This is a genomic window from Cyanobacterium sp. (genome assembly GCF_054166785.1).
This window is the reverse complement of record NZ_JBSZCP010000048.1, coordinates 20779-43378: the sequence shown is the minus strand read 5'-3', so window position 1 is coordinate 43378 and position 22600 is coordinate 20779. Positions and strand designations below refer to the sequence as shown.

At 39.4% G+C, this 22600-nt stretch carries 18 protein-coding genes and 1 tRNA gene; 10 read left to right on the top strand and 9 right to left on the bottom strand.

The window, feature by feature from the left end; all coding sequences use genetic code 11:
- The first annotated feature begins 234 nt into the window (after window positions 1-234).
- The gene (locus ACXITR_RS09995) at window positions 235-2481 is read left to right on the top strand and encodes a ribonuclease R family protein (protein ID WP_457997083.1); all 2247 of its coding nucleotides are present in this window, start codon (window positions 235-237) and stop codon (window positions 2479-2481) included.
- 111 nt (window positions 2482-2592) lie between these two features.
- Here ACXITR_RS09995 and ACXITR_RS09990 read toward each other — a convergent pair whose 3' ends face one another.
- The 7 genes from ACXITR_RS09990 to rplS all read right to left on the bottom strand — a co-directional run bounded on the left by ACXITR_RS09990 (window position 2593) and on the right by rplS (window position 6612).
- A complete protein-coding gene (locus ACXITR_RS09990; protein WP_457997082.1) occupies window positions 2593-3567 on the bottom strand; it encodes a PEP-CTERM sorting domain-containing protein in 975 nt (324 codons plus the stop codon).
- A gap of 189 nt (window positions 3568-3756) precedes the next feature.
- Window positions 3757-4470 carry a 50S ribosomal protein L1 gene (gene rplA / locus ACXITR_RS09985; RefSeq protein WP_457997081.1) on the bottom strand — a complete coding sequence of 238 codons (714 nt, stop codon included), beginning with the start codon at window positions 4468-4470 and terminating at the stop codon, window positions 3757-3759.
- Window positions 4471-4617: 147 nt separating this feature from the next.
- Window positions 4618-5043, bottom strand: coding sequence for a 50S ribosomal protein L11 (gene rplK, locus ACXITR_RS09980; RefSeq protein ID WP_457997080.1), 426 nt, complete (start codon window positions 5041-5043; stop codon window positions 4618-4620).
- Window positions 5044-5062: 19 nt separating this feature from the next.
- Window positions 5063-5677 (bottom strand): transcription termination/antitermination protein NusG, encoded by a 615-nt coding sequence (gene nusG / locus ACXITR_RS09975; RefSeq protein ID WP_457997079.1) that lies wholly within the window; start codon window positions 5675-5677, stop codon window positions 5063-5065.
- Window positions 5677-5907, bottom strand: coding sequence for a preprotein translocase subunit SecE (secE, locus tag ACXITR_RS09970; protein ID WP_457997078.1), 231 nt, complete (start codon window positions 5905-5907; stop codon window positions 5677-5679). The genes nusG and secE overlap by 1 nt, the downstream gene beginning before the upstream one ends.
- Window positions 5908-6015: 108 nt before the next feature.
- A tRNA-Trp gene (locus ACXITR_RS09965) sits at window positions 6016-6088 on the bottom strand.
- Window positions 6089-6207: 119 nt separating this feature from the next.
- Window positions 6208-6612, bottom strand: a complete 405-nt coding sequence (gene rplS / locus ACXITR_RS09960; RefSeq protein WP_457997127.1) for a 50S ribosomal protein L19 — start codon at window positions 6610-6612, stop codon at window positions 6208-6210.
- A gap of 356 nt (window positions 6613-6968) precedes the next feature.
- Here rplS and ACXITR_RS09955 point away from each other — a divergent pair, with 356 nt between their 5' ends.
- On the top strand, window positions 6969-7400 hold the full coding sequence (locus ACXITR_RS09955) for a hypothetical protein (protein WP_457997077.1): 432 nt from the start codon (window positions 6969-6971) through the stop codon (window positions 7398-7400).
- 103 nt (window positions 7401-7503) lie between these two features.
- Here the strand turns inward: ACXITR_RS09955 and ACXITR_RS09950 are convergent, their stop codons facing one another.
- Window positions 7504-8244 (bottom strand): lipoyl protein ligase domain-containing protein, encoded by a 741-nt coding sequence (locus tag ACXITR_RS09950; RefSeq protein ID WP_457997076.1) that lies wholly within the window; start codon window positions 8242-8244, stop codon window positions 7504-7506.
- Window positions 8245-8423: 179 nt separating this feature from the next.
- Between ACXITR_RS09950 and ACXITR_RS09945 the strand changes: the two genes are divergently transcribed.
- From ACXITR_RS09945 to ACXITR_RS09925, 5 genes are all read left to right on the top strand, one after another.
- On the top strand, window positions 8424-8780 hold the full coding sequence (locus ACXITR_RS09945; protein WP_457997075.1) for a DUF1815 family protein: 357 nt from the start codon (window positions 8424-8426) through the stop codon (window positions 8778-8780).
- A gap of 197 nt (window positions 8781-8977) precedes the next feature.
- Window positions 8978-11458: an endonuclease MutS2 gene (locus ACXITR_RS09940; RefSeq protein WP_457997074.1), complete on the top strand. Its 2481-nt coding sequence runs from the start codon at window positions 8978-8980 to the stop codon at window positions 11456-11458.
- Window positions 11459-11586: 128 nt separating this feature from the next.
- Window positions 11587-13185, top strand: a complete 1599-nt coding sequence (murJ, locus tag ACXITR_RS09935; RefSeq protein WP_457997073.1) for a murein biosynthesis integral membrane protein MurJ — start codon at window positions 11587-11589, stop codon at window positions 13183-13185.
- Between the two features lie 3 nt (window positions 13186-13188).
- Window positions 13189-14754: a M16 family metallopeptidase gene (locus ACXITR_RS09930; RefSeq protein ID WP_457997072.1), complete on the top strand. Its 1566-nt coding sequence runs from the start codon at window positions 13189-13191 to the stop codon at window positions 14752-14754.
- A gap of 195 nt (window positions 14755-14949) precedes the next feature.
- The gene (locus tag ACXITR_RS09925) at window positions 14950-17340 is read left to right on the top strand and encodes a dynamin family protein (protein ID WP_457997071.1); all 2391 of its coding nucleotides are present in this window, start codon (window positions 14950-14952) and stop codon (window positions 17338-17340) included.
- Here ACXITR_RS09925 and ACXITR_RS09920 read toward each other — a convergent pair.
- Window positions 17327-17788, bottom strand: a complete 462-nt coding sequence (locus ACXITR_RS09920; protein ID WP_457997070.1) for a hypothetical protein — start codon at window positions 17786-17788, stop codon at window positions 17327-17329. The two genes, ACXITR_RS09925 and ACXITR_RS09920, sit on opposite strands and share 14 nt — an antisense overlap.
- A gap of 103 nt (window positions 17789-17891) precedes the next feature.
- Here ACXITR_RS09920 and folD point away from each other — a divergent pair, with 103 nt between their 5' ends.
- From folD to ACXITR_RS09905, 3 genes are all read left to right on the top strand, one after another.
- Entirely contained in the window at window positions 17892-18761 is an 870-nt protein-coding gene (gene folD / locus ACXITR_RS09915) for a bifunctional methylenetetrahydrofolate dehydrogenase/methenyltetrahydrofolate cyclohydrolase FolD (RefSeq protein ID WP_457997069.1), read from the top strand.
- Window positions 18762-19797: 1036 nt separating this feature from the next.
- Window positions 19798-21867, top strand: coding sequence for an Rne/Rng family ribonuclease (locus tag ACXITR_RS09910; RefSeq protein WP_457997068.1), 2070 nt, complete (start codon window positions 19798-19800; stop codon window positions 21865-21867).
- Window positions 21868-22491, top strand: a complete 624-nt coding sequence (locus tag ACXITR_RS09905; protein ID WP_457997067.1) for a ribonuclease HII — start codon at window positions 21868-21870, stop codon at window positions 22489-22491. It abuts the gene before it with no gap.
- Window positions 22492-22600: the final 109 nt, after the last annotated feature.

Below are 22600 nucleotides of genomic sequence, written 5' to 3'. Positions count from 1 at the left end.
TGCTACACCAAAGATAAAATTTTGACTATTATATCTTAGTAAATATGTTACTTTGATTGTATAAAACCTTTAATTCTCAAGGGTTAAGCTGGTTTTTGTTCCTCTGGGAAATGTCAAACTATTTTTAATTTTCTTATCTATTCTTATGAATTGAATATAGTTTTAAAACATTAATTAACCCAGTTAAATTGACTGTAAAAGAACACTATTTAGACATTGACAGGATTATAATAAATGGAATTTTCAATCGCTACAATTCTCTCTCACCTGAGCCAAGATAAACTGGTGGCAGGGAAAGTATTAGAAAAAAAGTTAGGTTGTGAAGAACCTGAAGAACTAGAAAAATTACAAATTGCCCTCGATGTATTAGAAAAAGTGGGGGTTGTAACCAAGGAATTTGGGAAATATCGCCGAGTCTCGGAAGCTGATGTGGTGGAAGCGAAGTTGCGTTGTTCGAGTAAGGGTTTTTGCTTTGCCATCCAAGATGAAGAGGATGCCGATGATATTTATATTAGGGAAAGTCACCTCAGTAATGCGTGGAATAGCGATCGCGTCTTAGTCAAGATTATCAAAGAAGGTACAAGAAGAAGATCTCCTGAAGGGGAAGTAAAACTAATTACCGAAAGGGCAAATCCTTCCGTATTGGCTAGGGTGGTGGAAGATAATTCAGAGTACCATGCCGTGCCGTTAGACGATCGCCTCCTATTCGAGGTAAAACTAAAAGATGAACCCGAATCCATCTCTGATGCAGTCAATCACCTTGTCCATGTAAATGTGTTGAGGTATCCCCTCGGACAAAATCCCCCCATGGGTAAAGTGATGCGAGTGTTGGGTAGTGATGCAGAGGAGGCCGCCGATACCGATATTGTTTCCTCCAAGCATGATTTACCCCACGAATTTTCCGAGAAAATTTTTAGAAAAGCCGATGAAATCTCCCCCGATTTTGGTGAAGAAGAAATTGTCAAACGTCTTGACTTGAGGGATAAATTAACCATCACCCTAGAGCAAGATAATGTAGGGGAGTTGGATTTATTGGTGGAAAATGCCTTCACCCTTGAGCAAAACGACGATGGAAACTGGTGTTTGGGAGTACACATTGCCGATGTAGCCCATTTTGTACCATCGGAAACCCACATCGATAGGGAAGCCCGTAAACGAGCCACCACGGTACATTTAGGGGATAAAATTATTCCCATGCTACCCCCCAAGGTGGAAAAATGTTGTTCTTTAGTTCCCCATGAAGATCGTTTAACCGTCTCTGTATTTGTTACCTTTGATGATAAAGGGCAGGTGGTAGAGTACAGCATCCATTCCAGTGTAATTCGGGTTGACCATAGCTTGACCTATAAAGAGGTACAGAGTATCATCGGTTTGGGTAGTGCCAAGGCAGAGTTGAAGGATGTTTTTCCCCTTCTCAATGAGATGTTTTTCACCCTTAGCCCCCTAGTGAAGGCACAACGATTACAAAGGGGTGGTTTTGATATTGCCCTAGATGATATTACCTCCTATTTTAAAGATGAGGGTAGAATCGGTGCGATCGCCTCTTACTCCCAACTACCCGTACTCTCATTAATGACCGAATTAATGGTCTTAGTAGGAAAATTAGTAGCCGAACATCTCCACGAATTAGGATTACCCGCCATCTACTGCACCCAAGCCAAACCCGATTGGGATGAATTAGAAGACTTACTAAAATTGGTAGCCAACCTTAAATTAGACTTCAAACTAGAATCCGAAGAAGACTTACTACCCCTCGACTATTATCACCTTACCCAAGAATTTGGTAAATCCGATTACGAAAAAGTCCTTAACTACCTCCTCCTATGCTCCCTCAAGTCCGATAAATATATCCAACACCCAGCCCCCCATTTTGGGTTAGCCTACCCCATCTACACCCACTGTGTATCCCCCGGGCAACGTTATATCGACCTACACATCCAAAGAGTCTTAAAAGCATTATTTGAGCATGGTCGTGACAGAAGACACAGCAACGCCAAAAAAGGAGTAAATCTCAATAGTAACTCCTGCCATGGTGATATTAACTGGAATGTGTTGCCCCCAGCCATCCAAAGTAACCTCGAAGCCGACTTACACTCCCTTGTTACCCACCTTAACGAGCGAGAAAAAATTGCCCATGATGCCGAAAAAGACTTGGCAGGGCTAAAGAAAGCCGAGAAAATGAAAGACTGCACAGGCAAAGTATTCAGTGGCTTAATTACGGGGGTACAGTCCTACGGCTTCTTTGTCCAAATTGAAGATTCCCTCGTAGAAGGGCTAGTCCATGTTAGCTCCCTCAAGGATGATTGGTACGAATATCGTTCCCGTCATACCTGCCTCGTGGGTAGAAAAAACCGCACTGCTTACCGTCTGGGCGATCGAGTAGAAGTGGAAATCAAGAGCGTTGACTATTACCGCCAACAAATTGACCTGGTCACCGTGCGCGGTGGTAGTGATGCTGTAGATGCGGACTTTGAAGAGTAAATAAGTAGGGTGGGCATTGCCCACCATCAAATCAAGTTTATCATCGAAGTTAAAATAAAACCCCTCTCACAGCATAAGAAGGGCAACAACTAAGGGTAAACAAAATAACAATTACTTTTCTTCTATTTTACGTTTTTTACTAACAAGTCCTAACGCTCCAACACCTAGTAAACCTAACATTAAACCAGGTTCAGGAGTACTTTGTGGGTCAACCATTCGTAAATAAAATCCAGCAGCTAGTTGTCCAGGAGTACTTCCGCCTCCATCCCAAGACATGGTATATGTACCTTTCAAATTCGTTATGTTTACACCATTAGCAAGTGATTCGTCATCAAGAATGAAAAACAATTTATCAAATGTCGAGGTTGATATTACTGAAGAATTACCTCCAAAATTTGTCTGTATCGTAGGATTATCAGGATCATCGTTAAAAGTTGCTTCTGATATTGTAAGTGCTGAAGTTAGGTTTGATACTCCATTTCTGATTCGATTTTGGTTTACAAAGGTAATTAATGCCAAGGAATTAAATGTTTTAAAGTCAGTAATTGTTGTTGAGTAATCGTAAGAAAGCGATTCTTCTTTTAAAGGGGAAAGGTATCTTATAGTAAAAGTTGCTTTCTCTGTGTCCGGATTCCAGTCTAACTCCCAGTTTGCCGTCTCTCCACTTATCCAACTAAATTCTTTACTTTGTAAAGGTAATCCACTTATTAAACTATTAGAGCCATCTTTTCCGAAATAGACTGTGTCTAATCCTTGAGGCCTATCTTGTGTTAGATTATTTCTAGTAATATTTCTAGAAAATCCTTGAACTTCTCCTATTTGTAAGTCTTTGGCAATAAGATTTCGAGCCTGTTGCTTTTGCGGTTCGGTTTTAGTAGAGTTCATAACGTTCTCTCTAATATTATTACAGCCTGGATCGTTAGGAGTACCATTTGATTTTTCACAAACTCTTAGTAAAAAAATATCTTCATCAGTTCCAAAGAAATTTAAACTGGCAGAAAAAGCAGGGGCGGACATGAGAGCAAGTGAACCAAGGGCAGTTCCTAAACCCAACCCAAACAGTTGAGTCGTTGATTTTATTTTCATCGTTATTTCACCAATTAACAATATTTTTGTATCTACTTACCTATACTTAAGTAATTGTACCTCACTTTTTTAGGGTGAAATCACCTTTATTAAAACTTTATAAAACACTACTATTTCAATAATGATTTATGTATCTTGACAAAAAAAGGATGCTCCGAAGAACATCCCGACCATTAAAAACTAAAACGATTAGACTTCGCTAAGTTTAAGATCTCTGAGGGAGTTAATATCAACCTCAATGGAAGGCCCCATGGAAGAAGAAATAAACACACTACGCCAATAACGACCTTTCGCACCAGAAGGACGGTTACGATCAACGGTTTCCTGTAATGCTTTTAGGTTAGCGAGTAAATCCTCTGCACTGAAAGAAGACTTACCAAACAAAACGTGAACAATCCCTGTGCGATCGGCTCTGAATTCTAATTTACCAGCTTTAAACTCATTAATAGCAGAAGGTAAATCGGTGGTTACAGTACCACCCTTGGGGGAGGGCATCAAACCCTTAGGACCTAGGACACGACCTAATTTAGCAATTTTAGGCATCATGTCGGGGGTAGCGATTAACACGTCAAAATCCATCATTCCTTTTTGGATTTCATCGATCAAATCTTCCTCACCGTAAATATCAGCCCCTGCTTCACTAGCTTCTTTTACCTTTTCCCCTCTGGTGATTACGGCAACCTTAACGGTTAAACCAGTACCTTTGGGAAGGCTTACGGTGGTTCTCAACTGTTGATCGGTGTATTTAGGGTCAATACCTAAACGGATATGAACTTCCGCACTCTCATCAAATTTAGCGGTGGCGGTTTCTTTCAATAAATTGAGGGCTTCTAAAGGTTCATAAGCCTTAGGCTCAACCTTTGCCAATGCCTCTTTGTATCTACGACTTAATTTTTTACTCATTTATGTGTCTCCTTTGGGTCAATTAACGAAGTTAGCACTTCTCCCCTTAATAAATTTTTCTAGTTTTGAGGACTTTATGGGGTCATCAAAATAATTAGCTTATGGTTTGGGATAATTTGCTTAAAATAACTTACTGAATAAAAGTGATTACTCAGCAACGGTAACGCCCATATTACGAGCAGTTCCCTCAATAATTTTCATCGCCGCTTCAATGTCATTGGCATTCAAGTCGGGCATTTTGGTTTGAGCAATTTCTCTCAATTGATCTTGAGTGATTTGAGCTACTTTGTCACGGTTAGGCTCTTTAGAACCTTTATCGATACCTACTGCTTTTTTGATTAATACAGAGGCAGGAGGAGTTTTGAGAATGAAAGTAAAACTACGATCTTCATAAACCGAAATCTCCACAGGAATAATCATCCCAGGTTGGTTGGAGGTTTGGGCATTATATTCTTTACAAAACGCCATGATGTTTACCCCATGCTGACCGAGGGCAGGACCTACGGGGGGAGCGGGGTTTGCCTTACCTGCAGGTAAAGCGAGTTTGATTAATGCAACGACTTTTTTTGCCATCGTTTATTCCTTTCTATTTTTATCCTTGTTTTTCTACTTGATTAAATTCGAGTTCTACGGGTGTATCTCTACCAAAGATCGATAGTAGGGCTTTAAGTTTGTTTTTATCGCCACTGACTTCAATAACTTCCCCAGCAAAATCTTTGAATGGTCCACTGAGTACCAAAATTTGATCCCCAATTTCCATATCAATTTTGACCACGGGTTCGGCATCATCCATCTGTTTGAAGATACGATTTACCTCGGAGGGTGATAGGGGTAAGGGTTTTACATGACCTCTACCTCTGCCCACAGGGCGCCTTTGCTCTGCCCCTACAAAGTTAATCACATTGGGAGTATTTTTGACCATCTGCCAAGCATGATCATCTAAGATCATTTGTACCAAGACATAGCCAGGTAATACTTTTTCTTCGCCTTGATAACGACTGCCATCCTTACGGATTTTGACCGTGGGGCTTTGGGGAATTCTTATCTCAAGAACTCTATCAGCTAAATCAAAGCCGTTGATTCTTTGTTCAATGTCGGTTTTAACTTTTTTTTCACAACCCGCAGAAACTTGAACTACATACCAGCGAGGTTTGCCCACTGCTACGGTTTTATTCTGTTCGGTATCGCTCTCTGAGTATAAACCCATTAAAACACCTTCCCAGCTGACCAGCTAAAGATGTTATCAACTAAATAGATTACGGTGGCTACCACTGTTACCATTAAAATTACGGCCACAGATTCGCTCACGAGTTGTTGACGAGAAGGCCAGACAACTTTTGCTAATTCTTGCTTAGTTTCATCGATGAAGGTTGATTTATCGCTTTTGATTCCCTGAGCTTCTTTATTTTTTTGCGTAATAGTTTCTTTGTTGGTCATGATGACTCCTTATATTTATATATGATGATTACTAGAATGATTTTATCTCACCCCTGAATCTTTATTATAAGGTCACTTAAGCACAGCACTACCAACCTTTCTTACCAACACGTCCTAGAGGACTTGAACCCCTGACATTCGGTTTTGGAGACCGACGTTCTACCAACTGAACTAAGGACGTATATTTAGATACTATAACTAATTTTAGTTTTATTTGTCAAGTATCGAAGTTTCTGAAGGTATTTCAGGCACTGTTGGTATTATGTGGTTAGTTTTGGTGTTTAAGATGACAAAATGAAACTACTTAGCTTTAGTTTTTGTTTTTTTAGGAGCTTTGTCGATGGGGCGGTCAAAACGTTGTTTGATTCTAGTCGCTTTACCAACTCTATCTCTGAGATAATAAAGTTTAGCTCTTCTAACCTTACCTCTACGGATAACTTGAATATCCGCAATTTTGGGAGAATGTAGCAGAAATACTCTTTCTACTCCTACTCCTTGGAAGATTTTTCTGACGGTAATGGTTTCATTAATTCCACCATTACGCATAGCGATAATAGTTCCCTCAAAGGGTTGTACTCTTTCTTTACCACCTTCTTGGATACGAACACCTACTTTTACGGTGTCGCCGACGTTAAGGGATGGTAATGAGCCTTTCTCTTTCATATAATCCGCCTCGATGGACTGGATTATGGCTTTTGCATTTATAGACATGGATTTCCTAGTTTGTCCAAAACTCACAATTTATCATCATAGCTTTTTTCGGGACTTATTGTCAATATCTTATTATTGGTCAGTAAATGCTAGATTGGAAAATTTATTTTTAATGAGGATCAGTGGATGCAAAACTAACTGAGAATTATTCTTTAATTTACGAAAAAGAGAACTATAATTGTCTTAATCATTCGACAATGATTGTACATTGGTCATGATGGGATTTGCATAGAAGTGGAGAACAACTATCTGTTTCTAGTTAATGTAAATCTTTTGGAAAATATTTATAAGAACTTAAGTATTTTTTTATTTACATAATAATCATTACTCAACTTGATTACACTTTTACTATGACAAAAAACGCTACTAGGGGAAATAATAGTCCTAAATTTCGGTCTTCTAATCTTGAAGTATCCCGCTCTAAATCTCGTCGTAAAAATTCATCACCTCAAACTAAAAGATATGCGGTTAAAAGCACCGTTAGAGAGCAAAAAACCCAAAATGTAAGGAGCAGTAAGTCTAGTCAGATAAAGTCTAATAATGTCAAGAAGGTTTCTCAAGGTACGAATAATAAGAATGAAGGAGGAATCCTCAAATACTTAATTGTGATCACTTGTACTATTTTTACTTTTGGTAGTTTAGGTTTTGGTTATACCCTCAGATATGCCCATAAGTGGCAAGAGTCGATGGTGAATGATTCTGTTGATTTACAAAATACCATTACTCAAGGACAAGAAATTGTTAAGCAGGAAATGATGAAGGAGTTAAGAATAAATCGTTAGTTGTTGGGGCTTTGCTGATTTTAGATGTGATTTTTTATCGAGATGGGCAATGGGGAATAGACAATAATGGTAAGAATATTTCAAATACTGATTTAATCATATTTCAGACCATGGTTAAGTTGTATTCCTCATTAATTAATTGCCATTCTTCTGGGGAAAGGGGTTGGTGGACAAATTCACAGTTAAAACACCCTTGGGCTACTTTAAGAAGAGTGGTAGTGATGATGTCAATGGGGGGAAAAGAAGACAAAACTGGCTTGGGGGGTAGGCTGTTAAAAACTTTCTCAAATAGTTCTGGGTGGGGATTTAAGAGCATGGAACCGTGTTGGAGGATAAATTTACCCTTTTTCAGCTGGGCGCTACCGATAAACTTATTTCCTTGACTATCGATTAAGTCGGCGTTGGTGGATAGGGCGAAGCAGTTGGATGATTTGAGATACTGTCGGTGGGGTTTACCGAAGGAAAGGTTAACTCCTAATTGTTGCCAACCGATAATTAGAAACTGAGAAATTTGCCGATAAACTTCATCTAAGTTACCTTCAAACTGAGAAGAAATGATGGCGTAGGTTAAGTCTCCCTGGTGTAATACTCCTCTTCCTCCGCTGGGGCGTGGGACTATATCTATTGATTTTCCTTGCCATTGGAGGTTATCCCAGTGAGGGGGATATTTTTTTTTCTGACTAACTCCGAGGGAAATAGTGGGTTTTTTCCAAGTGTAAAAACGGAGGGTGGGGGGATGATTATATTTTTGATGTTGGGTAAGTAGCCATTTATCGATCGCCATTTGCTCTTTTCCTGAAAGGTTGAGCAGGGGGATAAAACGCCATTGGTGTGGTTGTTTCATGGCAATGTTAGGAACGAAAGATAACTAAATGCGTCATATTTTTATTAATTAGGGTATCCTTAAATTGTTACCTAAAATATACATCTTTGCATTTTTGATTCAAGATAACATATAATAAATTTGGCAAATCTTAAATTATTGTTAAGAATGTAAAGTAAGTTTACCCGTAGGAGGTACTAATGTTTGTAAGACTTGCACAAGAGTATAGAGAGTTTGTAAAGGATTTGGTGATGAACCTCCAAGCCTTGGCCATTGTATTGGAAAAAAGAGGTTACATTGCATCTTGTTATACCTGTGGCACTCAGTTAACTAGCGCTTCTTTTATGGTGAGTTTGGGAGATAATCATTTAATCCGCTTTCTAGTTTCTGATTATGGTATTACCTGGACAGAAATGCAGGATGATAGGGAGTTGATGAAGTTAGAAGGTGCGGAAGCTATCAGTCAGTTAGAAGAGTTGGCTAATCTGGTAAAGTACCAAGTTAAATCTTCTGAGAGTAAAGCCCCTCGGTATGACCATAGTTTATTGGTGGGTTAGTGGATCGTTGATTTTGGTTAATTTTCTCTTGGGGAAAATAAATTTAGGAGTAATTCTCTTGTGCAATAATTAAAATATGAATTGTCCATTAGAAAATACTTGTTTCTGGTGTAAATCCAGTGAAAGCCTAAGTATTATTATCAATTATCAATTATCAATTATCCATTCTCCATTATTTATTATTTTTCCTACTTGCTTTGATTGAACAAGAAACCTTTCGACTTTTGGAATGGCAACGGTTATGCCATCATCTTTCTAAATTTGCCGCTACGAAGTTAGGTGCGATCGCATCTAGCCATTTAACTGTACCTAAAACCCTAGGGGAAACCCAGAGATTATTAGAGCAAACCAAAGAGGTATATCGCATCGAAACCAGTTTAAATCCTAACTGGTCATTTTCAGGTATCCACGACATCGGCGATGCTTTGGAGAGGGCAAAACTTGGGGGAATGCTCAAAGGGGACGAACTATTAAACCTTGCGACAACCTTGGCAGGAATTAGAAAATTAAGAAGGGTAATTGAAGATTTAGAAGATGCTCCCACCCTAAAAGAATTAGTAGAGACTTTAAGAACTTTTCCTGAATTAGAGCAAGAAATTCACTATTGTATAGATGATCGAGGTGAAATCACAGAAAGGGCTTCCCCTCAATTGGGTGAAATTAGGCAAAAAATTAAGGGTTTAAGAAGTAAAATACAACAAACCTTACAAAATATTATCCAGCGTAACGGTAACGCCCTCCAAGAGCCTGTCATTACCCAAAGGGGCGATCGCTTCGTATTGCCTCTCAAGGCTTCCCACAGTGGACAAATAACGGGCATTGTCCATGATACCTCCACCACAGGCTCAACTTTATACCTAGAGCCAAGATCCATTGTGGATATGGGTAATCGCCTCCAAACCAGTAGGGGGCAAGAAAAACGAGAAGAAGAAAAAATATTACGGATATTGACCGAAAAAGTTGCCGAAGTTTGGGAAGAATTAGAGGAGTTATTGGCGATCGCCACTGCCCTAGATTTAGCCACCGCCAAAGCCCGATATAGTTTATGGCTAGAAGGAAATCCCCCTGAATTTGTCGATTTTGCGACCCAAGACAATATCATCCTCCGTCAACTGCGTCATCCCCTCTTGATGTGGCAACAGAAAAAAGAAGAAGGAAGTGCCGTAGTTCCCATCGACGTTTTAATAAAACCCGATACGAGGGTAGTCGCCATCACAGGACCAAATACTGGGGGAAAAACCGTCACCCTCAAAACCATCGGCATTACCGCCCTCATGGCAAAAGTAGGGTTATATATTCCAGCCAAAGATCCCGTACAGATCCCTTGGTTTGAGCAGGTTTTGGCTGATATTGGGGATGAGCAATCCCTAGAACAAAATCTATCTACCTTCTCGGGGCATATCCGCCGTATTATTCGCATTATGGATGCCCTACAAGCCCCCAAATCCACTGAAAATCTTGAAGATGACTCCCCCCCCACCGTAGCACAGGAGCAGGGGGAAAATAGACTTTCTAAAAGCCTTGTGTTGCTTGATGAAGTGGGGGCAGGAACGGATCCCACCGAAGGAACGGCGATCGCCATTGCCATATTAAAACACCTTGCTGACCATAATTTACTCACCATTGCCACTACCCATTACGGGGAATTAAAAACCCTTAAATATAACGATAGTCGCTTTGAAAATGCCTCCGTAGAATTTGATGATGTGAGCCTTCAGCCTACTTATCGGGTGTTGTGGGGTATTCCGGGGCGCTCTAACGCCATCATTATTGCCCAAAGGTTAGGTTTACCCTCAGGGGTTATTGAAGATTCCCAAGAGTTGGCAGGGGGTTTTTCCCAAGATGTTAACCAATTAATTGGGGAATTGGAAAATCAAAGAAGGGAGCAAGAGGAGAAGCATAAACAGGCGGAGGATTTGTTAATGAAAACCGAGCGTTTTTATCAGGAGGTAGAAGCCAAGGCAACCTCTTTACAAGATCGAGAAAGGGATCTAAAATCTCAACAGGAACAGGCGGTGCAAAAAATGCTCCTCGATGCCAAAAGCCAGATTGCTCAGGTGATTAAGGAATTACAGAAAAAAGGTAATCCCACCGCCCAAGAAGCCCAACAGGCAAGGGAAAATCTGGAAAAAGTGGGCGATCGCTTTTTGACTCCCATTAATAAATCCCGCAAAAAAGTTAGTTATAAACCGAAGGTAGGGGAAAGGGTAAGAATATTGAGTATTGGGCAAACCGCCGAGGTGCTGGATGTGGATGAAACCGCCGAACAGTTAACCGCCCGTTTTGGTTTTATGAAAATGGTACTACCTTTTACCGACATTGAATCTTTGGATGGTAAGAGGTTTGAGAAGGAAAAACCCCCTAAAACTGAGGTAAAACAAAAAACTCCCAAGGTTCAGACTAATCAAAAAGCACCCAAAACTACTGCGAGGGTGAGGGTAGAAAAAAATACTGTGGATATACGTGGGCAAAGGGTACACCTAGCGGAACCTGCTTTGGAAAGGGCGATCGCCTCGGCTACGGATTTAGGATTATTGTGGATTGTCCATGGTAAGGGTACAGGTAGTTTACGTAGTGGAGTCCATGAGTTTTTACAACGGCATCCCCAAGTGAGTAAATATGAAATTGCACCCCGTAATGAGGGAGGGGCTGGGGTTACTATTGCTTATTTGAGGTAGTAATTTAATTATTAATTCAAATGTACGAATAAAATATAAAGGCGATCGCACCTTCATTATTGCTTATCCATTGTCAATTGTTCGCCGTCCATCGATAATAGGTCAAGTCATAATATTTATTTGTAGGCGTGAACAAAGGTAAACAAAGATCTATTGGGAATATTGCTGGGATAGTTGGGATTGGTACTTTTATCAGTAAACTTACTGGATTGGTGAGGGAGCAAGTGGTGGCGGCAGCCTTTGGGGTGGGTGCTGTAGCCAATGCTTATGCCTACTCCTATGTGATACCCGGTTTCTTACTCATTCTTTTGGGGGGGATAAATGGTCCTTTTCATAGCGCTTTGGTGAGTGTCTTGGCAAAACGAGATCAGAAGGAAGCAGCACCCCTCATTGAGACAGTTACTACGTTGGTGACGGGTATCCTATTCATTGTCACCATTATTCTGGTGGTTTATGCTAGTCGCTTTATTGATTTAATTGCCCCCGGTTTAGATTCTGAAGTAAGGGCGATCGCCATTACCCAATTTCAAATTATGGCACCCCTTGCGATTTTCGCAGGATTAGTGGGCATTGGTTTTGGTAGTCTTAACGCCTCAGATCAATACTGGCTACCGAGTTTAAGCCCTCTTTTCTCCAGTTTAACCACCATTATCGGGGTGGGGGGTTTATTGTGGATTTTGGGGGGAGAAATCAACGATCCTGAATATATTAGATTGGGGGGCATCGTCTTGGCGGTAACAACTCTGTTGGGGGGAATCTGGCAATGGTTAGCCCAACAAATAGCCCTCATGCAATCGGGGTTAAGTCGTTTTCGTTTGCGATTTGAATTTGGTAGGGAAGGGGTAAAAAATATTATGAAAGTAATGATTCCCGCTACCCTCTCATCGGGTATGTTACATATTAACGTATATACAGACCTGTTTTTTGCCTCCTATTTGCCCAATGCAGCGGCGGCCATGCGTTATGCTAATTTTGTGGTTTTAACCCCCGTGGGCATTCTTTCTAACGTCATTCTAGTACCTTTTTTACCTGTTTTTTCCCGTCTTACTGAGCCAGAAAATTGGGGAGAATTAAAGCTCAAAATTCGTCAAAGTTTAGTTTTGACTGGGTTAACCATGTTTCCTTTTAGTGCTATTTTTGTGGCATTATCCAAGCCTATTATTAGAATCATTTTTGAGCGCGGAGTTTTTCGTGCTGATGCTTCCTCCATTGTTGCCCCTGTGTTACTGGCCTATGGTTTAGGAATGTTTTTCTATTTGGCGAGGGATGTATTAGTTAGGGTTTTTTATGCCCTAGGGGATGGTAATACCCCTTTTAAGATTAGTATTTTTAATATTTTTCTGAATGCTTTTCTCGATTACTTTTTAGTAAGAAGTTTTGAGGTGCAGGGTTTAGTATTTGCTACCATTGGGGTTAATGTTGTTTCTTTGCTCATTTTCATCGCTATCTTACATCGTCGTCTTAATGGTTTGCCTTTAGGGGAGTGGGCTGGAGTTTTTCTTATTTTAGTGGTGGCTAGTATCCTTTCTGGGTTTGCCTGTTGGGGTATTCATCAAGGATTGGTTTATGTTTGGGGTGATGGGGGCTTTATCTTACAATTTATTAATATCTCTATGGCTAGTCTAGGGGCGATCGCACTTTTCCTTACTTGTGCCAAACTGTTAAAATTACCAGAGATAGAACTTTTATTTAACAAAATATTATCCAAGGTCAAACGTAATAAATAACCCATGAAAAAAATAATTTATAACAAGGGGCTTAAGCCCCTTGCCTCCTCATTAAAAACCCTTACCACCCTATTATTAATAGTCTTATTAATTTGGAATTTTAATATAAACTCAGTCCTAGCAAGAACTACAGAAAATAGATCCATAACCCCTTATTTAGAACAGGTAAAAAATGACATTACCGAATTTACCCTTAACAACGGTTTAAAATTTATTATCTATGAAAATCACCAAGCACCCATCATTTCCTTTGTGACTTATGTAGATGTCGGGGCAGTGGATGAACCTGAAAAACAAACAGGAGTAGCCCATTATTTAGAACATTTAGCCTTTAAAGGAACTTCCGAAATTGGTACTATTAACTACGAAAAAGAAAAGCCACTTTTAGAAAAATTAGATAGTCTTTTTGATCAAATTCAACAGGCAAGGGCAGACAATAATCAAGAAAAATTAGCTCAATTAGAAACTGAATTTAGACAAGTAAATCAGAAAGCCAGTGAATACGTAAACCAAAACGAATTTGGGCAAATTGTCGAAATCGAGGGGGGGGTTGGATTAAATGCCGCCACTTCTGCGGACTATACCGCCTATTTTTATAACTTTCCTTCCAATAAATTGGAATTGTGGATGTATTTAGAATCCAATCGATTTTTAGATCCTGTATTTAGGGAATATTACGAAGAAAAAGACGTAATTTTAGAAGAAAGAAGACTACGCACGGACAATTCTGCCATCGGTAAAATGGTAGAGGAGTTTTTATTAACAGCTTTTGTTTCCCACCCCTACCGTCGCCCTGTGATTGGCTTTGAGGAGGATATTCGTAATTTGACAACGGCCAATGTACAAGACTTTTTTGATGCTCATTATGGCGGCAGTAATATTACCATTGCCATGGTAGGAGATGTTAACCCCAGTGAGGCAAGGAGAATGGCGGAGGACTATTTTGGACGTTTTCCTGATAGTGTAAAACCTTCTCCCCTTAGTATAAATGAACCTGAGCAACGGGAAACTAGGGAAGTAGTGGTGGAATATCCTTCTCAGCCCTTATATTTTGAAGGTTATCATATCCCCAGTTTAAATGATCCTGATTATGTGGTCTATGAGATTATGGGTTCAATTTTGAGCAGTGGGCGTACTTCTCGTCTCTACAAATCTTTGGTGGTGGATGAAAAAGTTGCCCTCAGTGTGTCTGGATTTAGTGGTTTTCCGGGTAATAAGTACGAAAATTTGATGTTATTTTATGGAGTTTCTGCCCCTGGGCGATCGCTCGATGAATTAGCATTATCCTTAGATAGGGAGATAGAAAAGCTCAAAACCGAATTAGTATCTAGTCAGGAATTGGAAAGGGTGAAAACCCAAGCCACGGCCAGTTTATTACGCTCAGTAAATTCTAACTCTGGCATGGCAAATCTTTTGGCACAATATCAAGGAAAAACAGGGGATTGGCGTAATCTCTTTACCCGTTTAGATGCCATTAATGGGGTAAGTGCGCAAGATATACAAAGGTTAGCTCAAAAAACTTTTACTTCTGAACATAAAACCATCGGCAAGTTAGAAACAGTTAGTTAGGGTATAGGTGATGAGGGTTTAAGTTGATGAGCAAAATTAAAAGATGAAAATATTGTCAACACTCCCTCTCTATTCCCTTTTCCCCACCATAATTAGTACATTATTAAAACGAAATTTAGTATAAATTAATGTTTTCAATCCATCAAAAATAGTCATAATGTAGTTGAAGATACATCAAAAAGAATTTTTATTCCTATGCCCAGTATTCACCCCCAATGTCAAGACTTAGCATCCCAAGTAAATCAAATTATTGAGTTATTACAAAAAAATCCTGAACTCAGGGTACACCATGATACCTCAGCCCTCGAAACTTCGCTACAAAAGGCGATCGCCCCTAAATTTGAAATCGTTTTTGCAGGGGCATTCAGTGCAGGAAAATCCATGTTAATCAATGCCCTCCTCGAGAGGGAGTTATTATATAGTGCCGAAGGACACGCCACCGGTACAGAATGTTATATTGAATATGCCCCACCCCAAGAAGAAAGGGTAGTTTTAACCTTCCTCAGTGAAGCGCAAATCAGAAGTCAGGCTTCTATCCTAGCCCAAATGCTGGACATCGACTTAAAAGATGTAAACATCAATCAGGCAGTCATTGTAGAGGAATTGAATGCCATCTGTGATGAAATTATTACCCAAGAGGGAGGACATAATAAATCAGAAATAGGAAAACAAGCCAACGCCCTCAAACTTCTCCTGTCAGGATTAGAAGCTAACCGAGAAAAAATCCATACCACCCAAAATGCTACCTATTCCATGGAGCAATTTAATTTTACCAATCTCAGTGAGGCAGCTAGTTATGCCCGACGGGGACAAAATTCCGCAGTGTTAAAACGTCTTGATTACTACTGCTATCACCCCCTTCTCGAAGGCGGTAACGTATTGGTGGACTTACCCGGTATTGATGCACCCATAAAAAAAGATGCTGACTTAGCTTATCGTAAAATTGAAGATCCCAACACTTCAGCGGTGGTATGTGTCTTAAAACCAGCTTCTGCGGGGGATTTAACCCAAGCCGAAACAGACTTATTAGAAAGATTAAAGACTAATCCTGCCATTCGAGATCGAGTTTTTTATGTGTTTAATCGCATTGATCAAACTTGGTATAATGGACAGTTGAGACAGCGTTTAGATAGTTTAATTAATAGTGAGTTTAACCACACAAATCGTATTTATAAAACCAGTGGTTTATTAGGTTTTTATGGTAGTCAAATTAAGCATACTTCCTTTGATAATCGTTTTGGTTTAGATACTATTTTTGCAGAAACAATTAAGGGTGCTGGGGGTGAGGAAGAAACTCCTCAATTTATTAGTGAGTTTAATAATTATTGTGCTAATTCTGGTAAATTAACTCGCACTGATTTTCGGGTATCTGTCCATGGTTATGAAAGCCCAAATAGTAACTATGAAAGAATTTTGAGTGAGTGGGGTATTCCTTTAATTGAGCAATTAATTACGGATAGTGGTATTAATACTTTTAAGGAGGAAATTAGTCGTTATTTAAGGGATGAAAAACAGCCTGAGTTATATAAAAATTTAGCTAATGATTTACAATCTATTTGTATGCCCTTGAAGGAATCCTATCAAGATTTACAAAGGGATTTAGATAGTCAACCTCAAGAAATTGAGACGATGAAAAAGCAAAAGTTAGCAGATTTAAATAATCAGTTACGCACCATTGGTCATGATTATGAGCAGTATATTAATGATCAGGTAAATTTAATTATTACTAATGAAAATAAGGCTTTTAATCAAGATTTTCAAAGGTTACAAAATCGGTTTGTTAACTACCTTGACGAGTTATTAAATAACTTTTCTGTGGCGGATACTTACAGTTTGGCGGTGAAGTCTCATCCTCGTAATCAAACAGCCCCCTTAATTGCGGTTTTGGTGGAAGCACTTTACTATATCGCTAATAATTTGGAGGATTTATTGAAAGACGGTTTAAAGGATTTGGTTAATAATTTCATCCAAAATTTGACCTATGATGTACGTCAACAGGATTGCTATCGTGATTTATATCGTTTATTAGGGGATGATGGGGGCATCGAAAAAGAGTTACAAGATTTACAAATTAAGTTACTCTATGCGCTACAATCTGAAGCTAGTACCGAGTGCGATCGCTACGTAAGGGAAAGTCCTCAATTCTACAGCGAAGGAACTTTTTCTATCTACCAATTTCGGGAGACTCTCAAACAAACATCCCAAGCCTATGATTCCTCTGCCATGGTAGAGTCTGAACCTGCCATCCGTCAACTATTACGCCTAGATTTTGAACCAAAAATAGATCGCACCATACGCCAAGTTTTTCGTCAAACCATCAATCAAACCATTAAAACTAATTTGATACCCATGGCACAACAGATGGCGGATAACATTTTGCAAAAGTATGACATGGCAAGGGAAAATCTAAAACAAACCCTCGAGCAAGAAGCCAAGGAAAAAATTGCCTATAATCAACAGCTAACCCAAGGATTACAGTCTGATGCGATGGTTTATAACCAAGCTATTGCTAACATTAATAGTTGTTTAGAAGCCATGGAAATTAGTGGTCATGATTTGCCATTAGTTAATATTATTCAGGGTTAACAGTTTCTGGATTTATTCCCTCTTCTGAAAATTCTACCGTGTCATCAACAACATCCATGTCTTCTTCTTCGGAAATAGCTTCTTCCTCAATTACTTCTTGGAGGTAAAAACTACTCATATCATTTTCTCCAATAATAATCTCCTGATGCTTAACCATAGCTTGGGAGGTTATTTTTTGCCCTACTTCAGGTTTTTCCCCCGTCGTCACTACCCAAATAGAGCCTGTAGTATCTTCTAATTCATAAGCATATCCATTAACTAGGGGAATAACATTTTTAACCGTACCCTCAATTTTGATTTGAACATTATCTTGGGGGAGTGTTGCTATATCTTCTATTTTTACTTGATTTTCCCCTGCAAATCCTCCATTAATTAGATAGGCACAACTAGAGGTTAGAAGGGAAGCAACAATCAAAACGGAACGCCAAGAGCCAAAAAATTGATTCATAACTAAATAATTGCAATAAAATGACCATAAAGCAAATTATGCCTATATAATCATCAAAAGTTAAAGTTCAAGTATCATAATAACCTAGATAATTATTACTAACATGGTTGCTAAAATCTTAGACGGTAAAAATTTAGCCCAAAAAATCCAAAATCAGTTACAAACTCAAATAAGAGAAAAAGTAGCCCAGGGAAAAAGGGCTCCCGGATTGGCGGTTTTGATGGTGGGAGATAACCCTGCTAGTGCCGTTTATGTACGCAATAAGGAAAAGTCTTGTCAAAAGGTTGGCATGGTTTCCTTTAGTCGTCATTTCCCCGCTGATGCTACCCAAGAAGAGTTAGAAAGTGCGATCGCCCAGTTAAACCAAGATGACCGAGTAGATGGTATCCTAGTACAACTACCCCTACCCCCTCACCTCGACTCCGTAGGATTACTTCTAAAAATTCTTCCCGAAAAAGATGCCGATGGACTTCACCCCTACAACCTTGGCAAATTAGTCAGACAAGAAAAAGGATTACGCAGTTGCACCCCCGCAGGAGTAATGGAAATCCTCAAAGAAGATAACATCGAGATTGCAGGAAAAAAAGCCGTTGTCGTCGGTAGAAGTATCCTCGTAGGTAAACCCCTGGCCCTCATGTTATTAGAAGAAAACGCCACCGTCACCATTGCCCATTCCCGCACCCCCAACCTAGGGGAAGTTACCAAAGACGCTGATATACTCGTAGCCGCCGTGGGTAAACCTGAAATGATTACCGCCGACATGGTAAAACCCGGTGCCATAGTCATTGATGTCGGGATTAATCGCATCGAGACAGCAGAAGGAAAAGGAAAATTAGTAGGTGATGTTGACTATGAAGCCATCAAAGAAATTGCCTCCCATATTACCCCAGTACCCGGGGGAGTAGGCCCCATGACAGTGGCAATGTTATTACAAAATACTTACCTCAGCTATGTAGCCAAAGAAGATAATTAAAATTATGGTATGGGGTATATAGACTTTGACATAATCTCTGTGGGTTTTATGGGAAATTCTGCCGTTATCTAAATTTTTGCTTATTTTTTTAACCATCAATGGCTAAATTACCGAAAAATGGTAAAATTGGTTAAAATAATATAGAATCAATAACGAACTTTAGCAAAATTACTAATAGTTCTCACAAGGTTTGTCCTATGACAAAAGAATGTTTTCCATTGTCCCTTAAGAAAAAAGATGAAACCTGATAATGGGAATCTTTTTCTCCCCTCTCATCTACCCGAAAAAATTTTTAAGATCTTAATACTACAACCTTAGCTCAAGTAAATATTAAAACCATTACATATCATTTAGAAAATTTATCCATTTTATCTGATATAAAGTTAATTTCGGTATTCTATGACAAAATTTTAGTTATTGAGGTAAATCATTCCTAAGATAATTGAATTTATCTTAAATAACCTCCAAGCTAGAACCCACAAAATTCGGTTTTGATGAGATTGTGATGAAGTTAAGCTATTTAGTTTTGTTTGACTTTAACAAATATTTTTAGCAGTCTAGGGATTGTGAAGATAAAATATTTTTGAGGTAATGACTATGATTTTAGTGATTGTAGGTAAGGGATATATAACCATAATGAATGGCATCAGATTTATATGAAAAAAAGGAAGTTATCTTGAAATATTAATTTATAAGCACTACCTTCTAAAGTTTTATTACTATATATTATAGTGAACAAAAAAGTATTGATTTTGATATGATAAAATTTTCTTTTATGTTTTAAGAGCTTATTTTATCAATTAAAAATGCTAATAATAGTATCTGTAAGAAGGTTATTATTGTAGTAGCCCCGTTTCGATGGTGAGAGTCTAATTTACCCTAGTAAGAATGGCGTTTCCGTGCTACGTCTCTACAAGGGAAAATAAATAAGCTAAAATTTAGATAAATTATTTAGGGGAACTACATGTACATTTTGAGTCGGTTTAAGAGTAATTTTTCATATTGATAAAGATTTAAAAATTTCGAGGAATATTGAATGTCAAAACAAATAATAATTGCTGAAAAAAATCATATTGCGGCCGTTTTCGCAGAAGATCAAATTCAAGAGTTGGTAGTCGCTACGGGAAATCAACAGGTAGGAGATATTTATTTAGGAACGGTTGAAAATGTAATTTCTGGCATTGATGCAGCCTTTGTAAATATCGGTGATGCAGAAAAAAATGGTTTTATCCATGTCACAGATTTAGGCCCTTTAAGATTAAGAAGAAATTCGGGAGCCATTACGGAATTATTAAGCCCCCATCAAAAGGTTTTAGTTCAGGTAATGAAAGAGCCTACGGGCAACAAAGGGCCTCGTTTAACGGGTAATATTAGCCTCCCGGGGCGTTATTTGGTACTCATGCCCTATGGTAAGGGAGTAAGTTTATCTCGCCGTATCAAGAATGAAAATGAAAGAAATCGTCTCAGGGCTTTGTCTATTCTTTCTAAACCTGCGGGGATGGGTTTGTTGGTACGTACGGAGGCAGAAGGAAAGGCAGAAGAAACTATTATTGAAGATTTAGAGTTTTTACAAAAACAGTGGGAGAAAATTAAACAGGAGGCTAGTTCGGTAAAACCCCCTGCTTTACTCAACCGTGATGATGATTTTATCCAAAGGGTATTGCGGGATATGTACAGTGACGATGTTAACCGTATTGTGGTGGACTCGGACAATAGTGTTAAACGAGTAAAAAAACAGCTCAATGATTGGAGTGCTAGTCGTCATCCTAGTGGGGTGGTGATTGAGTGTCATCAAGGTTTTACTCCTATTTTGGATTATTTCCGAGTAAATGCGGCTATTAAAGAGGCTCTGAAACCTCGGGTTGATTTACCTTCGGGGGGTTATATCATCATTGAACCAACGGAGGCGTTGACGGTAATTGATGTGAACTCTGGTTCGTTTACTAATTCGGCTACCTCTCAGCAGACGGTATCTTGGACGAATCGAGAAGCGGCGGTGGAAATTGCTCGACAGTTGAAGTTGCGTAATATTGGTGGGGTAATTATTATCGATTTTATCGATATGGACTCCCGTAAGGATAAGTTAGATTTGATTCAAGATTTTGAGAAGGCGTTGAAGTCTGATAAGGCAGCACCCCAGATTGCTCAGTTGACGGAGTTGGGTTTGGTGGAGTTGACGAGGAAGCGTCAGGGTAAAAATATTTATGAGTTGTTTGCCCAAACTTGTTCCCATTGTGGGGGCTTGGGTGTGATGGCTCATTTACCGGGGCATCAGGATATTGAAACCGTGACTAATTTTAGTCAGCCTGTGGTAGTTAGTAAGGGGGTAGAGAAGCCGACTATTGATGATAAACCCATTCTTAATGTTAATAATGATGTGGTGGTTATCAGTACGGATGAGAAGGATAATGATTCGTTAAATGGTGGCAAGGATATTGATGGTAGTCGCCGTCGCCGCCGTCGTGATGGTTTGGATAAGGATGAGAGTACGAATAATAATGGTACGAATAATAAAAATGGCACTCAAGGGGATTCGCCTAAGCCTGAGCGTAAGGAGCGTACCTATTTATCAAGAAGTGCCCGTCGGGATGAGGCTAAGTTGGAGAAGGTTGTAGTGACGATGTCGGAGGCACAGCAAGATATTTATGCGATGATGGGGGTTTCTCCTTTGTTACATTTAGATCGGGAAATTAAGGATCCTAAATCGGTGTTGGTTTATGTGAAGTCTCCCGATGAGTCTTTGGCTGATGGTGATGGCAATAATGGGGTAGAGAGTAATCTTGATCAGGATTCGGAGGTTATTTTTAGTTCTTCTTCGGTGGATTTGGATGATGAGTCTAGCACTAAGGAGGAGAAGGAGGTTCGAGTTGACCTTTCTTTACCTTTGAAACTCGATGAGAGTTATGAGGGTGAGGCTGAAGTGGTTGAGGATGATGAGAATACTTCTTTGATGGATGGTAATAATGCTGAGGAGGAGGAAGTAAATGCCAAGGTGCCTGAGCCTGAAACTATTGCGGAGGCGGTGGTTAAGGAGGCTTTAAATGGCGATCGCCCTGTGGTTCGTACCCGTCGTCGTCGTTCTAAAAATAAAACGTCTGAGGAATAAATGGGAGATGATACCTTAGCCCTAGATTCTCTTGCCCCCACTGCTTTGGTGGCGGGGGTGGATGAGGTGGGGCGAGGGTGTCTTTTTGGGGAGGTGGTAGCGGCAGCGGTGGTGATGCCTGTAAACAAAATCCATTTTTTGGCTGATTTGGGGGTAAAAGATAGTAAAAAGTTAACTCCGAAAAAAAGAGATGCCCTAGTACCCCATATTCAATCCTTGGTGACGGATTATGGCATAGGGGTGATGGATGTGGCTACCATCGATAAAATTAATATCCTTCAGGCTTCCCTTTGCGCGATGTATGGGGCGCTGACAAATTTAAAAGTAGTGCCTGAGTTGTGTTTGGTGGATGGTAATCAGTCTATTCCCAAGTTACCTTATCCCCAGATTACTATGATACAGGGTGATGGGCGATCGCCCCTAATTGCCGCAGCCAGTATTTTAGCGAAGGTATGGCGTGACCAAAAAATGGTGGAATATAGCCTCAAATATCCCCATTATGACCTTGAAAATAATAAAGGTTATGGTACTAAAAAACATTTAAGGGCGATCGAAAAATACGGCATTACTCCCCATCATCGTCGCTCATTTTCCCCCATTTCTCAGCAGATAAATTTGTTTTAACGTAAAACAAGAAGGTTTTCCTTTAATGACGGTACGAAATATTATCAAATTACGATAAATATTGAATATTTAAAATATTGTTACTATTCCCTACCTTCACTACTCCACT

Coding starts and splice junctions, on each gene's coding strand:
- rplK (WP_457997080.1), bottom strand. CDS start 5,043: ATGGCAAAAAAAGTCGTTGCATTAATCAAACTCGCTTTACCTGCAGGT.
- ACXITR_RS09925 (WP_457997071.1), top strand. CDS start 14,950: ATGCCCAGTATTCACCCCCAATGTCAAGACTTAGCATCCCAAGTAAAT.
- ACXITR_RS09920 (WP_457997070.1), bottom strand. CDS start 17,788: ATGAATCAATTTTTTGGCTCTTGGCGTTCCGTTTTGATTGTTGCTTCC.
- ACXITR_RS09930 (WP_457997072.1), top strand. CDS start 13,189: ATGAAAAAAATAATTTATAACAAGGGGCTTAAGCCCCTTGCCTCCTCA.
- ACXITR_RS09995 (WP_457997083.1), top strand. CDS start 235: ATGGAATTTTCAATCGCTACAATTCTCTCTCACCTGAGCCAAGATAAA.
- ACXITR_RS09905 (WP_457997067.1), top strand. CDS start 21,868: ATGGGAGATGATACCTTAGCCCTAGATTCTCTTGCCCCCACTGCTTTG.
- ACXITR_RS09945 (WP_457997075.1), top strand. CDS start 8,424: ATGTTTGTAAGACTTGCACAAGAGTATAGAGAGTTTGTAAAGGATTTG.
- rplA (WP_457997081.1), bottom strand. CDS start 4,470: ATGAGTAAAAAATTAAGTCGTAGATACAAAGAGGCATTGGCAAAGGTT.
- nusG (WP_457997079.1), bottom strand. CDS start 5,677: ATGGGTTTATACTCAGAGAGCGATACCGAACAGAATAAAACCGTAGCA.
- ACXITR_RS09990 (WP_457997082.1), bottom strand. CDS start 3,567: ATGAAAATAAAATCAACGACTCAACTGTTTGGGTTGGGTTTAGGAACT.
- ACXITR_RS09910 (WP_457997068.1), top strand. CDS start 19,798: ATGTCAAAACAAATAATAATTGCTGAAAAAAATCATATTGCGGCCGTT.
- ACXITR_RS09955 (WP_457997077.1), top strand. CDS start 6,969: ATGACAAAAAACGCTACTAGGGGAAATAATAGTCCTAAATTTCGGTCT.
- secE (WP_457997078.1), bottom strand. CDS start 5,907: ATGACCAACAAAGAAACTATTACGCAAAAAAATAAAGAAGCTCAGGGA.
- folD (WP_457997069.1), top strand. CDS start 17,892: ATGGTTGCTAAAATCTTAGACGGTAAAAATTTAGCCCAAAAAATCCAA.
- ACXITR_RS09950 (WP_457997076.1), bottom strand. CDS start 8,244: ATGAAACAACCACACCAATGGCGTTTTATCCCCCTGCTCAACCTTTCA.